Origin of the sequence: Paenibacillus sp. FSL R10-2736 (assembly GCF_038000245.1) — a bacterium.
In the GTDB taxonomy this organism is placed as follows: domain Bacteria; phylum Bacillota; class Bacilli; order Paenibacillales; family Paenibacillaceae; genus Paenibacillus_AQ; species Paenibacillus_AQ phytohabitans.
This window is the reverse complement of sequence record NZ_JBBOBN010000001.1, coordinates 5,035,341-5,057,826: the sequence shown is the minus strand read 5'-3', so window position 1 is coordinate 5,057,826 and position 22,486 is coordinate 5,035,341. Positions and strand designations below refer to the sequence as shown.

Below are 22,486 nucleotides of genomic sequence, written 5' to 3'. Positions count from 1 at the left end.
ACCCACCCACCCAAATCCCTCTACCTCTGCTCACGCCTCCCTCGGCCAGTCAACCGCCCAAGGTCTTCTCCGCTCTTGAATATAAAACCTAATTTACTATTCCAGAACCCGGTGTTACGATGGGGTGGAGTTGAGGCAAATAGGGGGCTAACAGGTTACATGAAGCGGATCACCCGGGTTTTTCACAATTGGAGTGTGACCTCAAAGTTTGTTGGGGTCTTTGTTCTGATTCTAACGGTCTCGTCCATCATCACAGGGGTCATCATTTATGTGCAGGCGTACAATTCAGCCATCTCCCAGGCGCGGAGCGTGATGGAACAGAATCTGCTGCAGACCAAAACCACGATCGATGAAAAGGTGGACATGATCGAGAACATTTCGGAGATCATCGCCTTTGATTCCAGGATTCAGACGCTGCTGGACAGCGCTTTTATTAATGAGAGCTTTCAGCTTCAGGACTACCGATACAACGTTGCCCCGATTGTAGACAACATTATGCGGCAGAATACGTACATCCACTCGATACATGTCTATATGAACAATCCGACGATCCCTGAGATCTTCGAGCTTTACGACGGCTTCTATAGTATGGACCGGATTCGCGGGGACGGGGAGTATGTACGGTTTATGAAGGATGTCCAGAACTCCACGGACTGGCGGGGACTGCATCTGGAGAATCTGCTGACAACGAGGCCTGATGTGAAGGCCAAAGCGGATGTTTTCTCGTATAACCGGAAGATTCTCTCCGGACGCAATAACGAGGTGAACGGTCTGGTCGAAATTGAGGTGACACAAAGCGTGCTGTTCCAGCCGCTGGAGGATGCCAACACGGAGGTTGGAAGCGTTCTCGTCCTCGACAATAATCACAAGGTTGCCTCCAATAACAACACTCCGCTGTCCGATGCGATGATCAAAGAGCTCACCGGGGTGATGCCCGGGGATAACAGCAGGCTGAATATGCTGGCAACGGTAGGCGGGGTCAGGTCCATAGTGATCTCGGTCCCGCTTACAGGCCCGGATCTTCGCCTTGTGGGTGTTTTTCCGGTGAGCAACTTCGTGGATAAAGTGAACCAGTCGATCCGGACCAGCTTCATGGTGCTGATTGCCGCGCTCATTATACTGAGCCTGCTGGTGTATTATCTGACAGTGAAGCTGCTGTCCCGCATGAAGGTGCTGCTTAAGGCGATGAAGCAGGTGCGGGAAGGCTCCATTGACGTATCGGTGCCGGTTGTCTGGAATGACGAGTTCACCCAGATGGCACTGAGCTTCAATCATATGACTACCCGGATCCATGATCTGGTCGAAACCGTATACAAATCCGAGCTGCTGGAAAAAGATGCCGAACTCAAAGCGCTGGAGTCCCAGATCAATCCGCATTTTCTGTACAACACGCTTGCGACGATCTCCTGGGTGGCCCGCAAGGCTAAAGCGCCGGATATCGTGAAGCTGTCGGATTCCATGGCGAAGTTCTACCGGCTGGTACTGAATAAGGGGAATTCGGAGACATTGGTGGCGAATGAGCTTGATATGGTGGGGGCTTATCTGGCGATTCAGAAGTTCCGGTTCGAGGACCGGTTTGACGCGGTTTTTGAAGTGGAGGAGCGGGTCAGGAACTGTTATACGCTGAAGAATATTTTGCAGCCGCTGGTTGAGAATGCACTGATCCACGGGATTGAGCCTAAGCGTTCACATGGTACCATTATCATCAAAGCAGCCCTCGAAGACGATCAGGTGGTCATCCGCATCATCGACGATGGGGTAGGCATGCCGCGGGATATGATCGAGGATGTAATTGCAGGCAAAGTTCTCAATACACGGGGCAGCGGGTTTGCCATTGCCAATATAACCAAACGTCTTCAGGCTTTTTATGGGGAATCCCAGCATATTGAACTTTACAGCAGACAGGGGATTGGAACGGTAATTACCTTGTCTTTTGCAGCCAGGGGGATGAACAATGTTTAAAATGCTTATTGTCGAAGATGAACGCTGGGAGAGAGAAGGGTTAATCGAGTTTCTGGACTGGGCGTCGATGGGCATCTCTGTGATTGAGACCGCATCGGACGGCATCGAGGGATTGGACAAAGCGCTGGAGATCAGGCCGGATATCATCATCACGGATATACAAATGCCCGGCAGGAATGGAATCGAGATGGCCAAGCTTGTTCTGGAGCAGCTTCCCGGGGTGCGGATCGTTGTGCTGACCGGGTATGATGATTTCGAATTTGCCCGTGAAGCCTTGCGGTTCGGCGCGGTGGATTATGTGCTCAAGCCGGTGGGGGAAGAAGAAATGCTCAGCACGATGCTCAAGGTCGTCCAAGGCTGTGAGGATCAGCTGCTGAAGCGGAGTGAAGAGGAGCGCATGTGGCTGGAAAAAGATGCGGTGCACCACCTCTCGCTGCGCCAGCAGGTAATGGATTGGCTGCTGGGCCGGGGCGGTGCGGAGACGCAGCAGCAGACGATTAATGAACTCCGGGACAATGGCTATCTGGAAGCGGGCGCCTTCTCTGTGTGGCTGTGTTCCCGGCCGGGCCTGCCGCAGAAGCCGGATACAATGGAGATGGAGCGGACCGCCGGAACTGTACTCGGGCGGCAGGTGCTTGTGCATTCGTCCGGCGCGGGGGCAGGGCAGGGAGAACTTGCGGCCCTCGTCCTGCTCATCGCCCTGCAGCAGGATGAGCTCAGCGGCCAGGCACAGCTTGCAGAGAAGCTGCTGCAGGTGTTTAATCTGCAGCCAGTGATCATAGAGGATACAGCCCGGGAACAGGTTGATCCAGCGGGGTGGATCATCGGCATAAGCTCACCGCGGGAGGATATCGGACTCATCCGCGAATCCTTTCGGGAATCGCAAAGTGCATTTAACTTCGCGGTGTTTAATGGCCTGAGCGGAGTTGTTGCAGCAGACAGGGAACAGTTCGCCAGGAAACAATTCACTAAGGACTCTGAGGTGTTCACCCGGCAGTTCCGGGAGCTGGCCAAGCGCCTGAGGTATGATCTCGGGAGCGGGAGCCCAACCGGACCGGTCATGGACGAACTGTTCGCCTTGCTTGCCGCGCATCCCGGGGCAGGAAGATCCTATATCGCTTCCTTGCTCGGCGGTGTGATCGAGAGCTGTTCCTCGCTTGCGATGCCCGCTGCCCAAGCTACCACAGCAGTTGCCGCCAATCATATGGAGGCGCTGCTGGCCAGCAGCCGTCTCCCGGACATGAGAGCTTATACAGCAGGCGTTATCGGTGAAATGTCGCAGCTGCTGGAAGAGAAGCGGAACCGTAAGGATGACTATCTGATTAACCGGGTCATCGTTCTGATTGAGGAGCAGTACGGGAACCAGGATCTGAGCCTGGCATATTTAGCCGGCGAGGTATTCGTCTCCCCCAACCACCTGGGGATGATCTTCAAGAAGAAGACAGGCAAGACACCGAGTGAATATATCCAGGAGTACAGGCTCGCACGTGCGGAGGAGATGCTGCGCACAACCAAGCAGCGCATAGCTGTAGTGGCCGAGCAGATCGGCATTCCGAATCCATCGTATTTCGGGCTGCTGTATAAGCAGGTTTACGGAATGACACCCGGAGAGTACAGGGAATTCGTACAGCGTTAAGGGTCAGATCCTTCCCGGACGATAATAAGTCAGCCTCAATCGCAGATGATGCGTTTGGGGCTCTTTTATTTAGACAGCGCTTACAAACATCGTGGGATTCTGATACCCGCGTTCATTTTTGATATATAACCCTGGCAGGCGGCATTTTATAATTAACCCATAGAAAGATGAGAAGTCGAACGCAATCGAATGCAGAAGAAAGGATGTAGCTTATGAGCAGTTTGCCCGTCAAACGGAGCGTATCCAAGCGGTTCTGGCAGCAGCGGTATCTGATGTTGCTGACACTGCCGGCAGTACTATGGATGATCATTTTTAACTATATCCCGATGTATGGTGTGATCATTTCCTTCAAGGAATATACACCTTTTCAGGGGTTTCTCCACAGTCCCTGGACTGGGCTGGCGAATTTCCGGGAATTATTCAATGATCCGACGTTTACAGAATCACTGGCTAACACATTCAAGATCAGTATTGCCAAGCTGGTATTTGGTTTCCCGGCACCGATCATCCTGTCGATCCTGCTGAATGAGGTAGTATTCAAAAGATTCAAGCGGATTGTTCAATCACTGACGTATTTGCCGTATTTCGTATCCTGGGTGCTGGTAGTCGGCTTAATGTACACCCTGCTTGATCCGGAGACTGGCGTAATCAGCAAAATGCTGGTCAGTACCGGGATTATTGGAAGCGATACCATGATGATGGGCAGCCCGCATACGTTCCTGACCCTGGTTGTATTTACGGAGATCTGGAAGAATATCGGCTGGAACTCCATTATCTATCTGGCAGCCATTGCCGGCATTGATCCCCAGCTGTATGAAGCGGCCATTGTGGATGGTGCGGGCCGGTTCCGGCGGATCTGGCATATTACACTGCCTTCCCTGAAGCCAACGATCATTATCCTGCTGATTCTCTCGGTGGGCGGGCTCATTAACTCGAACTTTGATCAGATGTACCTGATGCAGAATTCAATGACCCAGGATGCAGCCAATGTGCTGTCTGTGTATTCGTACAAAACGGGTCTCGTAACAGGCAGATTCTCCTACGGTACTGCGATTGGCCTGTTCCAATCCATCGTTGCTTTTGTGCTGATGTACATTGCCAATTATTCTTCACGCAAAATCACTAAAGAGAGCTTGTTCTAGGAGGCGGGACATCATGTTAACGTATTCGAAAAGGTGGCCGGAACGAGCCTTTGATATCCTGAATGTGCTGGTGCTGCTGGCGCTCTGTATTATGACCCTGTATCCGTTCTATAATATCGTAATTACTTCCCTTAACGATCCGACGGATGCCGCCCGTGGAGGGATCGCCTTCTGGCCGCGCGTATTCTCCATGGAGAATTACAAAGTCGTGTTTCAGGATGAACGTATGGGGCATGCCTTTTTCATCACCATCGCCCGGACTCTTGCCGGAACAGCAACTGCGGTATTGTTTACAGCAGCCTTTGCTTATGGCGTATCCAAGACCGAGCTGATGGGGCGTAGGATTTTCCTCATGATGGCTATTGTCACCATGTATTTCAGCGGCGGTATTATTCCTTATTACCTCGTTGTAGCCAAGTATCTGCATCTAAAAGGGAGCTTCCTGGTCTACATTATCCCGAATCTGTTCAATGTGTTTAATGCCATCATTATGCTGACCTTCTTCAGGGGACTGCCCAAGGAAATTGAGGAATCGGCCAAAATTGACGGTGCCAACGATCTGCGGATTTTCTGGCAGCTGGTCCTGCCGGTCTCCAAGCCCGTGCTGGCGACGATTGCACTTTACAATGCGGTGTTCCACTGGAACGCCTGGTATGATGCCATGTTATTCGGTAATGATAACCTGCTGACACTCCAGCAGATTCTGATGCAAATTATCAGCTCGAACAGCAATGTCAGCCTGATGGCCAGCAACCTGGGACTGGGCTCAGTCTCTGCGCAATCGCTTAAGCTGGCTACGATGGTCATTACCACATTGCCGATTGTCTTTACCTACCCGTTCGTACAGAAATATTTCGTGCAGGGCGTGATGATCGGTTCGGTCAAAGGTTAATAACGGCTTTAACGGCTCCGGCCGTTTAAGTATATAGATTTCATTTTATGGGAGGTCAATGTATGAGAAAGAAAGGCGCACAAGGAATGGCCGCTGCTTTACTCGCCGTCACTCTACTGGCAGGCTGCAGTTCTAATAATACCGGCAATAATGCAAATGGAGCGGCTGAGGGTAATGCGCCAGCTACTCCGGCAGCGAATGCTTCGGCAGAACCTGCTAATGCGGGCACAGACACCGGAAGCACGGAATCCTGGAAGCAAGACACCTCACCTTTTAAATTCACCCAATATTTCTACGGGAACTGGGCATCTGCATATCTGTGGAAGGATCAGTATGCGATGAAGCTGGCTACAGAAAAAACAGGTGTGACGATAGACCGCAAGCTGGCAACAGGGAACGATGACGATTACCTGAACACCATGATTGCTTCCGGGGATCTGCCGGATACCATCATGCTGGACTGGAACAATCCTGCGGTAAGCAAGCTGATCAATAATGGTATGGTCTACTCCATGGATGAGCTGATGGACAAATATGCACCGGAGCTGAAGTCCATGCTCGACCCGGATATGGTGAAATATCATTCGGTTAACGGGAAGCTCTGGTACTTGCCGAACCTGTTTGAAACCGCTGACAGACTGACCAGCGGGGTGCCGATTACGCCGATTCGTCCATGGTTCTTCCGCGAAGATATTTACAAGGCCATTGGCAGTCCGGAGTTGAAGACGACAGATGATCTGATGAACGCCCTCAAGCTGGCAAAGGAGAAATTCCCTGAGATCAGTCCGGTCGGTGTGGAGAACTTCGATGTGGCCAAAAACAGCTTCGGCGGCAGCTTGTCAATGAACTTCCTGATCAGCTCCTTCTCGCCGAATCTGCTGGAGGAACGCATCAAGGATGATCAGCAGATCGTAGAATACCCGATGCGGAACAAAGGCTTCATCGATTCCTTCCGTTACATGAACCAGCTGTACCGCAATGGACTATTCGATTCACAGCTGCTGATCTATAAGCAGGAGCAGTATGAAGAGAAGCTGTATGGGGCGCAATATGCCGCAGCTTCGCAGTACATGTCCAATATGTACACCCAATACAATCCGAAAATTGAAAGTACGCTGGGGGCCGATCATAAATACTCGATTATCGGCGGACTTCAGGCGAATGGTCAGGACCCAAGATATGCCGCTTCCCGTCTGATGGGCTGGCAGGGCTTCTTCATCACCAAGAATGCGAAGAATCCGGAACGGATTATCCGCTTTGCTGAATATGCCTGGTCCGATGAAGGACAGCTTGATGCACGATACGGTACTGAAGGCGAGACTTATGACATGGTTGATGGCCTGCCGAAATTCAAGCAGGAAATTATGGACTTGAAGCTTAAGGACAACAACGCTTATAACGCCCAGTACGGCTTCGATGATTCGACCCTCCTGATGCGGGCAGGTAAACTGTGGGATGATGCGTCCGCCCGTGACTTCCAGGAACAGCAGCCGGAGCAATTCGCGGGAGCGAAGCTGCTGGAGAAATACAACTTCGACAGCTACTCCCTGGGCATGGACAATCTGGAGCCGGACGGCTCTTCACCTGAAGGTGTGATCAACGGCAAAGTGAAGGATCTTTGGAACAAAACCATTCCGAAGCTGATCCTGTCCGAAACCGATGCTGATTTCGACAACGCCTACAACGATTTCATCAGCCAGATGGACAAAGTCGGTGCAGAGAAGGCCGAGAAAGTGATGTATCAGCGCCACCTGGAGGATTTGCAGAAGAAGGGCGTTCAATAAAGGATAGTGGGTTAGAGAGATTCGAGGGGGGCCGTGTTTATCACGGTTCCTTTTTTGTCGTTCTGTTGATCTACACAAATCATGGGGAGAATCCGATAACTTGGGATAAAGGGAATATATTCAATAGATTCCTGATATTATATCTGGCTGATGAGGAACAGTGACCAAGTCAAAGGAGCGTAATATGATTATCAGTTTGATTTTCGTTGCTTTAAGCGGATTAATGGGAGTGGGGATGTACTTTCTAGTCATCGGCATAGTCTTTTCTGCTGGCGGAGGCGGTTTATTATGGACAGCAACCGACTATAATCAACTGTCGTTTTATATTGTTCTCTTGGTAGTATGCCTGGTAATCTGCTTTTTCTTTGCAAAACACTTGTTAGAGAAGAGCCTGCATCTTTTGCTTCTGATCTGTTTTAGCACGACAATGCTCTTTTTCTTCCTTGCGCCTTGGCTTACATAATCAGAAATTCCAGATATACATTCAAAGAATAATCATTTTGCCTAATACATGTTAAGCAAGGGAGATAAACAATGGAGAAATCCATAAAGACGGTATTCCAAGTCATTCTATATATGTTAGCAGCAATTGCAATACATTTGATCTTAATCTATTTTCTCGGGATAAGAATTGAGGGAGGATGGGGAACAGAGCTAATCATTTTACTTTGTAAAACGTACATTCTGCCCCTCGCCATGTGCTTTATCAACGGTTTATTGTTTATTAGGGCGAAGAGAGTCAGGGACCGGATCACCTGGTTCGTATTTACAGTTATCCCAAGCAGCTTACTTCTGTTTCTTTTAGTGGAAATGCAAAGTCCTGGAGGCAGTGAAGATGAGTTGGTATTTATTACAATGCCGAAGTATTCGGCTGAAATGATCTATCTGCTTCCAATGATTATTATAATCATCCAATTAATTATGACGTTATACTATCTTATTAATGTAAGGGTATGGAATAGGAATTAATGTCATCACTATCGAATGAAATGATTGCCGCACCTGTTGTGCTGGCTTATAATTAGCTCAGACGAAGAACGTCCCAAGCTGCTGCTGGCAGAGGGGCGTTCTTTTTTTGCGTAAATGAGAGAGGGAGGTAACTGATTATGGAGTTTGATAAGGAAATCGTTAAACTGGCTTGGAGCCTGGACAAGGGACTACGTCCCAAAGACGTGATGCTGCAATACAATCTGAACTTTCGGACGGCGCGTAAGCAGCTGCAGGAGCTGGTGCGTAAAGGGCTGCTCCGTCCGGTGATGCAGAATTCATACATTTGTTATTACGAGCCGGTGCAGGGAGTACCAGATATGTTCGTGTAACTGTTTCTGTAGCTGTTTATGTACGTACGGATGTAAGAGCTGATGTAAGAGCGGATGTTAGAGCTTATGAATTGTCCGGGAAAATATGCTCTGAGTATTCAAGTTGGATTTGTAAGTCAGGCGGCCTGCTTAGAATGTGCTGTTGTCTCAGAGCTCCGGCCTGTAGCAGCAATGGGATTCTTAAGTTGGCGTCTGTGTAGAGGGAAATGTTGTATGAAATACAACTCGGTTACATGCATACCCGGCTATTTTGGAGGATTGTTGTACGAAATACAACAATTATTCCAATAATCGGCCTGGAGGAGGATAATTGCTGCATTTAATACAACATTTTTCAATTTTTACCCTTTTAAGGAGGGGAATGTTGTATTTAGTGCAGGATTTTGAGTAATAGTGACCATACTTCTCTCCATTCACTCCATACGCAGCATGAGGAGGCGCGCGGACCCAGGCAGGATTACTCTATAGACATTTAAGAAGTTTATCGACCTGAAGAAGTTCACCGACCTGTTCGCCCACGGATTTGCGCAGATGAACCTGCTCATAGATTCGTGTAATGAACCTGCTCATGGACAGCTTATAGTCTTGTTAACGTTCTATTCACAATACTCTGTTAGTCTCTATAAGTGTCAGGCGGATGATCATCCAACCTACAATATATAAGATGATGCGGAGGATAATATGGTAATAACTATGCAAAAAAGGCTGGCTGCTGGTCTGACGATATTAGCTGTAATCGGGTTAAGCGTGAGCCTTATATTTCCCGGGAAACTTGCCACGGCCGAGACGGCTCAAACCAAGCCGGCGGTACCTCAGACTGAAGCATCTGCCGCCAATCTGGAGGATATCGCGGGTCTGACTGCTTTCGTTGATGGAATCATGGAAGAGGATATGAACCGGCTGCAAATTCCGGGAGCGGTGATCTCCATCGTTAAGGATGGCAAGATCATTTTGGGCAAAGGATATGGCAGCTCCAATCTGGAGCAAGCGGCTCCGGTTGACCCTGCAACCAGCATGTTCCGAATCGCTTCAACGACCAAACTCTTCACCTGGACAGCTGTGATGCAGCTCGTTGAACAAGGTAAGATTGATCTGGATACCGATATTAACACCTACCTGAAATCCGTGAAGATTCCCGCCACTTATCCTGAACCCGTCACTATGCGTCATTTGATGACCCATACAGCAGGCTTTGAAGAGGGCGGAGTCGGTTATCAAATCGTCACTGATCCTGCCGGATTGCCCGGTTCCATCTCGGAGACACTCCATAAACATATGCTGGCCCGGATCAGACCGCCCGGTGAGATGAGTGCCTATTCTAACTATGGTGCCACGCTTGCGGGTATGATTGTGGAGGATGTCAGCGGCATTCCATACAATGAATATATTCAGAAGTATATCTTCGATCCGCTGGACATGAAATATTCGACGGTCGTGGAGCCATTGCAGGAGTCATTCATCCCTTACCAGGTGGTAGGGTATAATAGCGAGAACGGCAGCTTTATTCCAGGCATGCCTACATTCGAGGGCGGATTTCGTCCTGCCGGCTCGGGCACTGTATCTGCATTAGACATGGCACATTTCATGATCGCGCATCTGCAGAACGGGAAATATGGCAACGGGCAGATTCTGAAGCCTGAGACTGCTGCATTCATGCATTCAACAGCGTTCCAGCTCGATAAGCGCCTGCCGGGAGTAGCTCTCGGATTCGCAGAGAAGCGGGTGAACGGGGTAACATTAATCTCTCATGGCGGCTCCGATCCCATGTTTAATACGGAATTGTATCTCGCACCTGCCAAGCAACTGGGGATTTTCTTATCCTACAATGGCGGTCAAGGCAGTGAATCGGCAGCAAATCTGGTCCAGGCCTTGTTCAACCGGTATTATCCCGCTCCCGAAGTGAAGCAGCCGGAGTTCTCCGCTTCTGTGGAATCCGTGCAGAAATATGCCGGCTCCTATCAATTTACACGCCGCAACATAAGTGATATCGACAAGTTCTTTAACTTTTTTGCCCAGCTGAATGTTACGATTGCGGACAATAAGCTATCCTTGGGAAGCGGCAGTGAACAACAGCTGTACAGAGCCATCGGTCCTAACCTGTTCCAGCTTGAAGGAGGGACCGATCAGATCGGCTTCCTTACGGATGAGTCCGGCAAAGTAACACATATGCTCCTGGACATGGCTCCGGAGATGCCGCTGGAGCGTACGCCCCTTTTGGATCAGAGTAAGTTTTGGCTTATCCTTCTTGGTGCCGCAGGATTCATTTTCATCACAGCTTTGCCCGGCCCCCTCTTCTTCAGACGCAGGTTCAAGGCGATGACGCCCCCAGAAAAGCGGGCCATCCGATTATCTGCGGGAACTGCCGGCTGGGCGCTGTTATCTTTTATTACTCTGTTTATGGTTATTATGTCCATGGACATTATGCAGAAGCTCAGCGGTATCAGTCCTTTGCTGTCTGTCAGCTTGGTTATGCCAATCATTATGGCGGGCTTGACCTTAGCAATGTTGGTCTCGGCTATATTGGTTTGGAAAAATAAGTATTGGACCACCTTTAAACGGATGCATTACACGTTAGTGACGCTTTCGGCTGTCGTATTGATGATCTTCTTCTACTATTGGAATCTGCTCGGCTGGCAGTTTGGATAACGCTTAAGAGAGAAGGATGATCGTGGCTACTATACTTATCGCGGATGATGATGACAATATCCGGAAGCTGATGTCTCTATATCTGCGCAAAGAAGGGTTCGACCTCGAAGAAGCCGGGGACGGCACCAAGGCCTTGTCCATCATAGAGGACTCACAGATCGATCTTGTCATTCTGGATATTATGATGCCGGGACTGAATGGCTGGGAGCTGTGCAGGGAAATCAGGCGTTCGGATGCCAACCTCCCCCTCCTCATGGTGACGGCCAAAGCGGAATCTGCCCACAAAGTGAAAGGATTTCAACTCGGAACGGATGATTACCTGACCAAGCCGTTTGATCCGGTGGAACTGGTGATGCGGGTAAAAGCGCTGCTCAAACGCTCACTGGTAGTTACTTCCCAGTCCGTGCAGCTCGGCAATGTGGTGCTCAACCGCCGGACCTTTCAGGTTACACGCAGTGGGGCACCGGTCACGCTTCCCTTGAAGGAATTTGATCTTCTGTTTCTGCTGGTCAGCCATCCCGGGCAGATCTTCACCAGAGAACAACTGATTCAGCAAGTCTGGGGACTCCATTATGAAGGGGACGGGCGGACTGTAGATGTGCATATCAGCCGGCTGAGGGAGAAGTTCAGCGGCAATGGCGAGGGTTTTCAAATCGAAACTGCCCGCGGCCTGGGTTACCGGCTGATCCCTGAGCCATGATCAAGACACTGTATGTTCGGGTCATTCTCACGTTCCTCAGCATCATCATCTTCAGCCTGATCTGTTCCTTTTTCATTGGCTTGTATGTTTTTCAACAGCAAATAAGCTATAAGGGACAAAGCGAAATGCTCGCAGTGGGCCAGGAGATCATTCATCGCTATGATGACGCCAAGCCTACAGATACGGACGAGTTCCTGAATAGTATGGTTAAAATATCGGCACATCCCATTAACCTGTACGATCCATCCGGAGAACATACTTTTTACGGGCTCATAGATAGCCCTGCTGTACCCATCACCTCAGAAGCTGTCCGGCAAGTGCTGCAGGGAAAGGTCTATCGTTCCTCCAAGGAAGATAAGGATACGTTCATCGGAATGCCCTTTATGCTCAAGGGGGAGTGGCATGCAATGTTCTTGCAGTACTCTGCCGGGAACGAGGCTATCGTCAACCGGATGGTACTCTTTGTGCTGCTGCTGGTGCTTGTGCTGGGAAGTGTATGTATCGTTGTTGCTGCCAGATATCTGGTGGAGCCGATCAAAGCTTTGACGAATGCAACCAAAAGACTGGCCAAAGGTGACTTCGAGGTGGAGCTTAAAAGGAACCGTGTGGACGAGATCGGGGAGTTGACGCAAAGTTATGTGGAGATGGCCGGAGAATTGAAGCAGCTGGAGCAGATGAGGCAGGACTTCGTATCGAGTGTTTCGCATGAAATTCAGACACCGCTTACGTCTATTTCCGGCTTTGCCAAGGCGCTGCAGAACAATGACCTAATTGCGGAGGAGGAACGCAAGGACTATCTGGATATCATTATTGCGGAGAGTGGGCGTCTGTCGAGGCTAAGTGATAATTTGCTGAAGCTTGCTTCCCTGGATTCCGAGCATCATCCCTTCATAACAGGCTCCTTCCGGCTTGACGAGCAGATTAGAACCATCGTTGTAACCTGTGAGCCGCAATGGTCAGCCCGAAGCATCGTTATTGATCTGGAGCTGCCGGAAGCTGTCCATATCATTGGGGATGAAGATCAGCTGAAGCAGGTATGGATGAATCTGCTCAGCAACAGCATTAAGTTTACGCCTGAAGGCGGAAAGATCCGCATCTCTTTAGACAGCAGTGCAGCAGAAGTATCCGTCACCATCAGCGATAATGGCATCGGGATTTCCCCGGAAGAGGCTGGCGCCATCTTTCAAAGATTCTATAAAGCTGACAAGTCGCGCAGCGGAAACAACAACGGGAACGGTCTGGGGCTTGCAATTGTCAAAAAAATCGTCTCCCTGCATCAAGGGAGCATTGAGGTGGACGGAGCACCTGGAGGGGGGACGACGATGATTGTCAGGTTGCCCGTACGCCAGACATGATGAAATCCCTAAATTGCCGGTCCGCTGCCTGGTCTTCCTCCGTAACCAAACCGCCCCGCTGATGAGTAAGAATCACGGCTTTTTGCAGGTACATGAAATACAGGTGGGTGGACTTCTGCAGAATGGGCATGGGCATGGGGATACAACAATCCGGGATAATTGGGAGGTAATAAGACCATACCTCGGGGTATACCGGTTCAGGTCCAAGGCGTAAGCGAAGTGACTGCCCAGGCGGCAAGTAAGGAAACTGCAGTTGATAAAGCTTGAATATGAATTTAGAAAATTCTTAACTGTGGTAATTCTGTCGCATTACAATGAACAAATGTCCCTCCGGTAGCTGCGGAGGGGCATTTGTTCATGTACAGGAAATTAAGCAAGAAGAAATATTGTGAAAAAGACGGTGAAGAGACGGCTAAAGAAATTTAGAAGAGTATTGTTTAGAGCCTGGGTGTCCGGTGTTCCTGAAATAAATGGATTTTCTCCACTTGCTAGGAACCGGAGGAGTGACAGTTCAACAGCAGTTGGAAAAACAGCACTTAATTGGCAGTAAATCGGCCAAAGTAAAGGAAGGATGAGAAATTAAATGCCATTTATCCAATTAAACTCCGAAAATAATCCAAAATGATGAAATTAAGATACGTTTTTCCACTTAAATTCTTCAGAGGTTGACCTAACAAACATCAGCTAGCATGAGTAAGCAACTTGCTTACAAGGAGATCCTTCGCTGGAACAGAGAGCAGCAGCAGGAGCTATCGCATGGCAACCCGATAAGTTTGCCTGGAGGAAAATTTTGTTCGTTGCAGAGCTAATCCTCTATTCCTCAACCGTCTTCGCCGAACTCGGCGTATTCTTGTTCTTATACACCCACATCGCATACTCCAGCGGGCGGACCAGCGCTTTGCGGTAGGTGCTATTGTCGCCTGAGCGGGCGAAGACCTCGCGGGCCGGCTTGGGGTTGACCTCCAGCACGTAGATCTTGCCCTCGCGGTCGATCGCGAGGTCGAGTGCCAGCTCGCAGAGTGCGCCGAAGCTGTCTTCGAGGTACGCGGCGGCTTCGAGCCCCAGCTTCTCTGCGTTCCGCATGGCCTTGTCGGCCCGCTCTTCGCTGCCGAGCCACTGCTTCAGCAGGGCCTCGGCACGCATCGCATGCCCGCCGCCATGAAGGTTCGAGGTGACGCTGCGGGCAGCGCCTACCCGGCCGGCCATGCCGGTGAATTCCCAGACGCCCTGGCCGTTCTTCTGCACGAGCATCCGGTAGTCATGGAACCGTCCGCTGGGCAGACGCAGCGGAATGCCCTGCTGGATGAGGAACCGTCCGCCGAGGCACCACTGGCGCACAATCGACTCCAGGCGGTTCAGCGACACCTTACGGGGCGCGATGATCTGGCGGTTCTGGCGGCGTCCCTGGATATCGTAGAGGTGCTTGCCTTCCCGCTGCCGTTCAATCCGCAGGATGCCGCGTCCGCCGGTGCCGTTAACCGGCTTGACGTAGACGACCGGACTGAACTTCAGCATCCGGTGGAGATCGGCGGAAGACTGATATAGAAGAGTCTCCGGCATATGCTGCCGGAAACGGCTTTTCTGTGAAAAGGTCTGGTGAACCGTCCACTTATTACGCAGCGGGCGGTTCAGGAAGGTCAGGTGGTCATACCGCGCGCGGAAGCGCAGCAGCTGCTGGAACCGCTGGCTGCGCTGAATCCGGCAGCGGTCATAGATCATATTGGGGAAGGAGCGCCACCTGCGCGACCATGTTCCGCTTTTAACATCATAGACAAGCGCATGGATCTGTTCCTTGCTTACATGCACATCTGCGGGGGTAAAGACAAAGACATCCAGGCCAATCCTGCTGCCTTCAATAATCATCCTCCGGTACACGCTCTTCTCCTCCAGCTGTTTGGCGTCATTCAGATATAGCGTGAGGATGCCTAAGACGGGCTCTGGCACAGGAGTTCACCTTCTTGTGGGAGAATAGTAGGTCCGGCTGCAGTCCGGGGAGACCGCAGCAGCAGCGTGGGTTTGCCCGTAGGGCCGTTAACCAGGTCTACGGCGGCAAGCCCGCTGTTGAAGCACATTTTCAGGCTGGCCGGGTTATCGCAGGCCACATGGCATTCCAGCTGTCCAAGACGTTCCAGCTGCGCGGTAAGCAGGGCTGTGCCGGTATGCCTCTTGCGGTACAGGGGATGAACGGCTACTACACAGGCCTCCTTGCCGTAGCCGGAGACGAAGCTGACACCTGCGAGCTGACGGCCGTTCTGACCCCGTACAGTGGCAACGAGCAGCGAAACTCCCGGCAAGGCAAGCTGCTCCGGCGTCAGCCGGGCCAGCTGCCTGCATCCGCGAAGTGTAATCCGCTGTTCCCCATACTCCCTCAGGAACTCAAGCAATCCGGCTAGTCTGGAATTCCACTGCACCGGATTGCTGTCGTAGAGTGAGGATATCTGCATGGTGTCACTTCCTTTACGGGTTTAATTAGGGCTTGGTCTGGCGGGACAGATGCTGGCCATAATGAAAAATGCGTTCCAGCGACAGCTTGCGGATCGCCGGCTCATCGAATTTCATCGGCCGGGAATTGGCCTCGAAGAACCACAGCCCGCCTTCTTCATCGACGCCGAGGTCCATTGACATCTCGCCCAGCATGGTCGCCGAAGCGCGTTCAATCTGCCGGGCAATCAGCAGCGCCGTGGTGGGGACATTCTTCAGGATGACCGCAGCCTGCTCCGCCCCGAAGGTCCCCTCCAGCATGCTGGAGGGCTCTTCAATACTGCCGCCGCGCGGCACATGGGTAGTGATGCTGCGGGCTCCGGCCAGCCGTGCTCCAATGCCGGTGACCGCCCAGGCGCCACGGCCGTTCTTCTGCAGCAGCACGCGAAGATCGAAGGGGCGCCCGTGGTGCGCAGCAAGCACAATGGCCTGCTGCACAATATAGCGGGATACCCCTTTTTCCCTGACGATTCTGGCCCACAGGCGTTCGATGGAGGCGGCTTTGTAGGTCGTGTTCTTTTTGCCGCTCTGGATCTGCAGCCTGTAAGGCAGCATAGCATCCATCCGGTATCTCAGCCGCATAATCCCTTTGCCGGCTTTGCCGTTCTCCGGTTTGAGGTAGAGACTGTCGTGATTCTTCAGCATGGCCGTCAGGGTTGCTGCACTGCGCAGACGGCGGGTCTTGGGCACATGCTTTGAGGTTGCTTTGGATTCCTTGAGCCACTCGAAGAGATTCCATTTATTGAAAAAGCTCGGGTTGTACAGCTGGATCTCAGGATGCTCCAGACACTCCGCTATTTTACGGGCGACCGGTGCTTTCTCCTCTTCAACGCGGTTCGGAATCCGGTTATAAATCACCTGCGGCAGCGGGACAGGAATGGAGTACCAGAGCTTGCCGCTGGCAGAAGGGACGTAGCCGTTCACCATCCGCTCCTCCAGCTTCAGATCGCGGACAGTGACGACATATACCAGATAACCCATTTCTTTGCCGGTGCGGATAATATCGCGGAAGTTATTGCGGTTGCCGCGAAACTGCTTCAGCCGGTCACTGGTCGTCAGGATGGCGATAACGGGCTTGCCGGGGTCGGGGATACGGCTGTTCACAAGTCATCCCTCCTGCGGAATTTGCTGAGATACAGACAATGCTCCAGGATGTGCTCAATGGAAGCTTTGCCCTCAGCGCGCAGGGAGGGGTGGCGGAAGATAGAGCGTCCCGGTTTGGCATTGGCCTCGAACATCCAGATATCCTCATCCTGGTCAATCCCGAGATCAAATCCAATCTCACCGAGCAGATGCCGGTGCTGGATTTCCAGGGATTCGGCCAGCTTGACGGCTGTTGTTTTGGCGCGCTGCAGCACTTCATCCGATCTTGCGCCGAAGACACGGCCCAGTGCCTGCTGCGGTGTAAGCAGGGCGCCGCCGTTCTTCAGGTGGGTGGTGACACTGCCCCGGCCGGCTTTCTTGGCCCCGATGCCGACAACTACCCATTGGTTGCTGCCGTTCTTGTGCATATGGAAGCGGAAATCAATCGGGCAGCCGTCAATCTCAATCAGCCGGATACCCTGCTGAACCACATAGTTCTGCAGGCTCTGTCCGTGACGGCCGCGCAGCATGCGCATCAGGCTGTCGAAGCTGGTGAAGCGCAGCAGCACATTCTTGCCGCTCTTACGGTAACGGGCGAAGTACCCCTTCTTGGGCAGGTAGGTCAGGCGGTAGATGCCGTGTCCAAGGCTGCCTGCGGAAGGTTTGTAATAGACAAAGTGGTGGCGGTCCAGCATATCGCGCATCTGTTCTGTGCTGGGGTTGCTGTGTGTTTCAGGCACGAAGCGGTTGGCGGCACCGTCATTCTCCAGCAGACGGTATACATCCGATTTATTGAAGAAGCTCCAGTTGAAATAAGGAATCTTCTTGCGTCCGAAACGCTCGCGCAGCTGGTTGATGTATGGGGAAGTCTCTGCTCTGCGGCTGGGCAGACGGTTGTAGACGACATCCGGCAGCGGCACTATTTTACGCTCGAATTTGCCGCTTGCACTCAAGAAATATCCGTTGACCTGCTCCTGCTGCCAGTCGATATCACGCGGCATGAAGGCGAAGATATAGCATTTGTTGCTGCCTTCGCGCAGCAGCTGCTTGATGAAGCCGGTACGGGAGCCGAAAGGCTGTGACGCTGAGGCGGGCCCGTCGGAGAGTACGCCGACCAGCGGTCCGAGCTGGACCTCATCATTCTGCAGGTTGCGCAAATAAATGCCGCCTGATTTCGGAATCTTGATTGCGCTCTTCACTCCCGAGGCCAGGAAGAGATGCTTGCCGGCGCGTTTGATCGGCTTGATCATCGCCGGTATGGCATCCTTCCCGAGGCGCAGGCGGATGTTTTTCTTGCCGGATAATTTCAGGCTTTTCATCAGTTCACCCGAGACATAGACTACTCGCTGGGGCTGCTTGGTGAAATGCACATTGCAAAAAGTGAGACCCATTTATGAATCCTCCTTAGGAACCATTGATATCATTCTCCCGTTGAACGGAACTGCCTTTGAAGCAGCTTGTGGTTTGCTGCCAGGGTGCAAGCAGCAGATGACGCGCATAGCGCAGCGGATTCTCAGCGGCGAGCCTAGCAGCCCGGCGGTCGCCCGTCAGCCGGAACACCGTGCGCCCTGGTTTGGAATTAGCTTCAAGCAGATACAGTCTTCCTCCGGCATCGATGCCGAAGTCTAGACCGAGCTCTCCCAGTCTCCCGCAGGATTCTTCCAGCAGGGGAGGCAGGAGTGCGGCGGCTGAGATCAGCTCCTGATACAGGTCCCGGCCTGCTGCGCCGTATTCGGCTAGCAGGAAGGGCAAAGCGGGAACCGCGGTTCCCCCGCCGTGCAGATTCGAGGTAAGAGATCCCCGGCCGCCCAGACGAACGGCCATGCCGGTCAGGGTCCATGCGCCGGTGCCGTTCTTTTGCATCAGCACACGCACATCGAACGGCTGTCCCCCGCTGCCGGTGAGATGCAGATAAGGCTGTATGATATAGCGGTGCTGGCCGATGAAGCGGTGGATCCAGTTCAGCCCTTCGTCCAGCGTACCGAAAACATATTGAAAAGGTTCATTCATCCGGTCTCTTCCCCGCACACTCACTCCGCCGCCTTCGCGTTTGCCGAGGAGTACTGCATGCAGGGTGCGTTTGCCGTGGGAGCCGGTTTTGGGTTTCAGGAACACACCGTATTCCCTTTCGGCCAGCAGGTTTCCGAGCGCCTTCCGTCCGCTGTAGACCAGCGTTTCAGGCAGCAGGGCAGCGGCTGCGCGGCTGCGCCGCAGAATCTCGTATACGCCCCATTTATCCGGCAGTCCGCGTGACCAGGGAAGCGACCGGGATAATACCGCCAAGGCGGCAGCAGCAGATTGCTTCTCCTCCGGAGTCCGGTAGAAGCAGCGGTTATACAGGATATCAGGCGGAGGCGCCTGGGCAGGCACCCATTGTCCGCCTTGCCAGAGATATCCGCTGACTGAAGCGCCGTCCTTCGCAACACCCTCCGGATGAAAAACAAGGACCTTCAGATCATACAGCGGGGCCGCCCGGCATAGATGACTGCAGAACTCCGGCTCTGCGATGGGAGGATTCCCGTGGCGGCGGTCTGTCATTATGCCAAGGAACCCCATTGCTGTTTCTGTCATGATGTCCTCCTTATAACCCGGCCAGATAGCGGCAGTATAGAATCATTTGTTTGACGGAGGGTCTGATCTTCTGGTCGTTCAGCGGCGTGTTGTCATTCTTGGACGGCTTGGAGTTGACCTCCAGCAGCCAGATTCTGCCGGACTGGTCCAGCGCAAGGTCGATGCCCAGCTCCCCGAAATGCGCGGGGATATACGTCTCTACGCCTCTGGCGATTGCCAGTGCTGCCCGGGGAAGCTGAACCTGGGAGCTTTCCTTCGCCCCGGGCGGGAGATTGCTTTTGCCGATGGCTTCGCGGACCGTACTGAGCGTCCCGCCCCGGGCGAGATTAGAGACAAAGTGATTACTTCCGGCGGTCCGGGCCACAATGGAGGTGACGCCCCATTTGCCGGTGCCGTTCTTCTGTACGAGTGCCCGGAAGTCCACCGGCCGCCGTCCAAGCTCCATCAGGGGCAATCCCTGCTGAATCTGGTAGCGGGTCGTTTTCATCTTCGGGGCAATGGACCCATAAAGCTTCGCCAGACTGGGATAGCTCTGCTTGCGTGTCCCCAGCGGTGTTGTTGACAGCAGCCGGTAGCCGCCGCCGTCTTCTTTGGAGATGCGCAGAATGCCTTTGCCAAGGCTGCCGCGTACAGGTTTCAGGAACACACTGGGATAATTGCTGCACATTCTTTTCAATACGGCGAAGCCGTTCAGGGCATGCGACTCCGGCAAATACCGCTGTAGGGCGGGATCTTGCGCCAGCGCTTCGAATACCTCTGTCTTGTCAAGGAACTTTTCATTGAAAAAATGAGTTCCGTAGCGGGATTTTACATCCGCCAAAAAATGCTGTACGCTAGGTTTGTTCTCTACCTTTCGCGTCGTCAGCCGATTGTTGATCACATCGGCTACAGGAAGACTCAGCTTCCGCCAGCCCTCATCGTATACCCAGCCCTGGATGGTAGTGCTGCGCGTTTCCAGCGCTTCCGGGGTAAAGAAATATACATAGGCGCCCTGTGCATGGCAGGCATTGGTCAGTTCCCGGCAGAACATCGTGATCTGGCCGAACACTCTGTCGGGATGCTCGGGATGGTCCCGGCTCACCAGAACTCCAATCAGCGGCCCCAGCCGCAGATTGCGGCTGCCTGAACTATAGGAAGCGTTAAGCTTGAGGCGCTGCCTTAAGCCCAGCCGCCGCGCCAGCCCTTCGCTTACGCGCAGGCTGTCGGATTTGGGAACCGGAATAACGGTAACCTCCTGCCGGAAAGAGCCGAAGGTAAGCTGGATTGTTCCGTGCGCCGGTATTTTGAGCCTCTTCATGGATTTGTCGCCTAGCATTACAGCGTTTTCCTGCAGGATGCCCGAGTGGACCGTTTGGACCGGGATCTTGAGTTGGGACATCGTGGATCTCCTTCCGGTAGGCAGCATGATGCCGGCAATATGAATCTTAAGGGTTACATATCATTCATCATATGGAGACATCTGACCCTTGGTGATTGACCTATTCTTTAAAAAGCCGTGCCGGACGGATTAAATGTCCGGCAGCGGTGAAACCATTCAGCAGGTGGAGTACAGGTGCAGGCTACAGGTGCAGGCGCACAGACAGAAGTCTGGCCGCTGGAGGGGAAATAAAGTGACCGCGAAATTTGGGCGGATGCACAAAGCTTAAGCGAAGTGAGTTTTGTACGAAGTAACTCAGGAAATGTAGCTCACAACAAAACTTTTAGGAGGATTTATAATGAACGTAATTGACAAGGCACATGAACTGGCGAGAGCCATTAAAGACAGCACCGAGGTATCGGATATCACCAGCGCGATGAAAGTGATCGAAGCAGATCCGGAGAGCAAGCTGATGCTCGACAACTTCCGTCAGAGCCAGATCGAGCTGCAGCAGCGGATGATGAGCGGAGAGATGCCTCCGCAGGAGGAAATGGAGAAGATGGAGAAGCTGTTCGAGGTGCTTAACCTGAATCTCGGCATCCGCCGCCTGTTCGACGCAGAGCGCCGCCTTAGTGTAGTGATCGAGGATGTGAACAAAATCATCACCGACAGCCTGTCCCAAATGTACGGCGGACAACAATAAGCGCTATAGGAGGGGAATCCTCCTGATAATAGCAAGAGGGTGATTTCAGGGCCATTTGGCTCCGGAATCACCCTCTTTTTGATGCTAAGGCCGGTTATTTCTAATCCTGTTTGCCTTCAATGGCACAGAGCAGAATCGCGGCAGCTACGCCAATACGTCTGTCGAGCACACCTTTGCGGTCCTCGGAGAAGTCGGCGATGATTTTGGTGACAAAAGGGTTGAAGTTCTGCCGGAAGGCCGGGATGACCATGCCGCCGATCTCCACATTATATTTTTGCGGAATTAGAGTAATGACACGCCGCAGCAGCGCCATGAACACACTGTCCTCTTTAATGAATCCGATCTCGTTATCGCCGGTGTCCAGAATCACCCATTCATCTTTGAAGATGGACTTCAGGCCTTTGCGGCGGAGTGCGCCCAGAGATTCCCCGGTCTCCGAATCATAGACATCATAGGTGGCGCTGAGATCTATCATTTTGCGGGCTTTAATGCGCAGCAGCTCTCTCTCCATGCTCTCGTCCGTGTACAGGGCTATATCCTCTTTCAATTTGAACGCTTTCATTTGCGAAAAGAGCACCAGTTCCTCCGAGCTGTTGTAAATATGCAGCTTCGCCCCCATGACGGAGAATACCTTTTTGCGGATTATGTACTCGGACTGGCCCCAAATGTTATTCAATGTAAATTCCTCCTCTTCGTGGCTCCATCATCTCACACCCCCGGCATTCAGGCTAGACTAAACCCGGAGGCAGCGAAATCAGCGGGATGAAAAATTAGCAACTTGTCTCATAATCCGGACCTGAAGTTCATAGAGTAGAGATATAGATTCAGATTCAGCCTGACAACCCTTTAGAACGA

At 52.3% G+C, this 22,486-nt stretch carries 19 protein-coding genes; 11 read left to right on the top strand and 8 right to left on the bottom strand.

Features of this window, described 5'->3' with window-relative positions; genetic code table 11:
- Window positions 1-159 precede the first annotated feature (159 nt).
- From NSQ73_RS21815 to NSQ73_RS21770, 10 genes are all read left to right on the top strand, one after another.
- Complete coding sequence (locus NSQ73_RS21815) at window positions 160-1,962, top strand: sensor histidine kinase (RefSeq protein WP_340988142.1); 1,803 nt, start codon at window positions 160-162, stop codon at window positions 1,960-1,962.
- Window positions 1,955-3,598, top strand: a complete 1,644-nt coding sequence (locus NSQ73_RS21810) for a response regulator transcription factor (RefSeq protein WP_340988141.1) — start codon at window positions 1,955-1,957, stop codon at window positions 3,596-3,598. The genes NSQ73_RS21815 and NSQ73_RS21810 overlap by 8 nt, the downstream gene beginning before the upstream one ends.
- A 212-nt stretch (window positions 3,599-3,810) precedes the next feature.
- On the top strand, window positions 3,811-4,740 hold the full coding sequence (locus NSQ73_RS21805; protein WP_340988140.1) for an ABC transporter permease: 930 nt from the start codon (window positions 3,811-3,813) through the stop codon (window positions 4,738-4,740).
- A 13-nt stretch (window positions 4,741-4,753) separates the two neighbouring features.
- Window positions 4,754-5,632 carry a carbohydrate ABC transporter permease gene (locus tag NSQ73_RS21800; RefSeq protein ID WP_039308538.1) on the top strand — a complete coding sequence of 293 codons (879 nt, stop codon included), beginning with the start codon at window positions 4,754-4,756 and terminating at the stop codon, window positions 5,630-5,632.
- 62 nt (window positions 5,633-5,694) lie between these two features.
- A complete protein-coding gene (locus NSQ73_RS21795) occupies window positions 5,695-7,416 on the top strand; it encodes an extracellular solute-binding protein (protein ID WP_340988139.1) in 1,722 nt (573 codons plus the stop codon).
- A 184-nt stretch (window positions 7,417-7,600) separates the two neighbouring features.
- Complete coding sequence (locus NSQ73_RS21790) at window positions 7,601-7,879, top strand: hypothetical protein (protein ID WP_340988138.1); 279 nt, start codon at window positions 7,601-7,603, stop codon at window positions 7,877-7,879.
- Between the two features lie 643 nt (window positions 7,880-8,522).
- Window positions 8,523-8,735 carry a hypothetical protein gene (locus NSQ73_RS21785; RefSeq protein WP_340988137.1) on the top strand — a complete coding sequence of 71 codons (213 nt, stop codon included), beginning with the start codon at window positions 8,523-8,525 and terminating at the stop codon, window positions 8,733-8,735.
- A 681-nt stretch (window positions 8,736-9,416) separates the two neighbouring features.
- A complete protein-coding gene (locus NSQ73_RS21780) occupies window positions 9,417-11,381 on the top strand; it encodes a serine hydrolase domain-containing protein (RefSeq protein WP_340988136.1) in 1,965 nt (654 codons plus the stop codon).
- Window positions 11,382-11,403: 22 nt separating this feature from the next.
- Window positions 11,404-12,081 (top strand): response regulator transcription factor, encoded by a 678-nt coding sequence (locus NSQ73_RS21775; RefSeq protein WP_042140949.1) that lies wholly within the window; start codon window positions 11,404-11,406, stop codon window positions 12,079-12,081.
- On the top strand, window positions 12,078-13,436 hold the full coding sequence (locus tag NSQ73_RS21770) for a HAMP domain-containing sensor histidine kinase (RefSeq protein WP_340988135.1): 1,359 nt from the start codon (window positions 12,078-12,080) through the stop codon (window positions 13,434-13,436). The genes NSQ73_RS21775 and NSQ73_RS21770 overlap by 4 nt, the downstream gene beginning before the upstream one ends.
- Here the strand turns inward: NSQ73_RS21770 and NSQ73_RS21765 are convergent.
- The 7 genes from NSQ73_RS21765 to NSQ73_RS21735 form a co-directional block, all read right to left on the bottom strand.
- On the bottom strand, window positions 13,411-13,572 hold the full coding sequence (locus tag NSQ73_RS21765; RefSeq protein WP_340988134.1) for a hypothetical protein: 162 nt from the start codon (window positions 13,570-13,572) through the stop codon (window positions 13,411-13,413). The genes NSQ73_RS21770 and NSQ73_RS21765 overlap by 26 nt on opposite strands.
- Window positions 13,573-14,249: 677 nt before the next feature.
- Window positions 14,250-15,380 carry a YheC/YheD family endospore coat-associated protein gene (locus NSQ73_RS21760; RefSeq protein WP_340988133.1) on the bottom strand — a complete coding sequence of 377 codons (1,131 nt, stop codon included), beginning with the start codon at window positions 15,378-15,380 and terminating at the stop codon, window positions 14,250-14,252.
- Window positions 15,362-15,880 (bottom strand): N-acetyltransferase, encoded by a 519-nt coding sequence (locus NSQ73_RS21755; protein WP_340988132.1) that lies wholly within the window; start codon window positions 15,878-15,880, stop codon window positions 15,362-15,364. The genes NSQ73_RS21760 and NSQ73_RS21755 overlap by 19 nt, the downstream gene beginning before the upstream one ends.
- A gap of 25 nt (window positions 15,881-15,905) precedes the next feature.
- Entirely contained in the window at window positions 15,906-17,021 is a 1,116-nt protein-coding gene (locus NSQ73_RS21750) for a YheC/YheD family endospore coat-associated protein (RefSeq protein ID WP_042135394.1), read from the bottom strand.
- Window positions 17,018-18,391, bottom strand: a complete 1,374-nt coding sequence (locus NSQ73_RS21745; protein ID WP_340988130.1) for a YheC/YheD family endospore coat-associated protein — start codon at window positions 18,389-18,391, stop codon at window positions 17,018-17,020. The genes NSQ73_RS21750 and NSQ73_RS21745 overlap by 4 nt, the downstream gene beginning before the upstream one ends.
- A 13-nt stretch (window positions 18,392-18,404) precedes the next feature.
- On the bottom strand, window positions 18,405-19,571 hold the full coding sequence (locus NSQ73_RS21740; protein ID WP_039309567.1) for a YheC/YheD family endospore coat-associated protein: 1,167 nt from the start codon (window positions 19,569-19,571) through the stop codon (window positions 18,405-18,407).
- Window positions 19,572-19,581: 10 nt separating this feature from the next.
- Window positions 19,582-20,949 (bottom strand): YheC/YheD family endospore coat-associated protein, encoded by a 1,368-nt coding sequence (locus NSQ73_RS21735; protein ID WP_039309566.1) that lies wholly within the window; start codon window positions 20,947-20,949, stop codon window positions 19,582-19,584.
- Window positions 20,950-21,286: 337 nt separating this feature from the next.
- On the opposite strand from NSQ73_RS21735, the gene NSQ73_RS21730 reads away from it, so the two are divergent.
- The gene (locus tag NSQ73_RS21730) at window positions 21,287-21,631 is read left to right on the top strand and encodes a YlbF family regulator (protein WP_042135401.1); all 345 of its coding nucleotides are present in this window, start codon (window positions 21,287-21,289) and stop codon (window positions 21,629-21,631) included.
- 100 nt (window positions 21,632-21,731) lie between these two features.
- Here NSQ73_RS21730 and NSQ73_RS21725 read toward each other — a convergent pair whose 3' ends face one another.
- The gene (locus NSQ73_RS21725) at window positions 21,732-22,307 is read right to left on the bottom strand and encodes a hypothetical protein (RefSeq protein WP_042135403.1); all 576 of its coding nucleotides are present in this window, start codon (window positions 22,305-22,307) and stop codon (window positions 21,732-21,734) included.
- Window positions 22,308-22,486 lie beyond the last annotated feature (179 nt).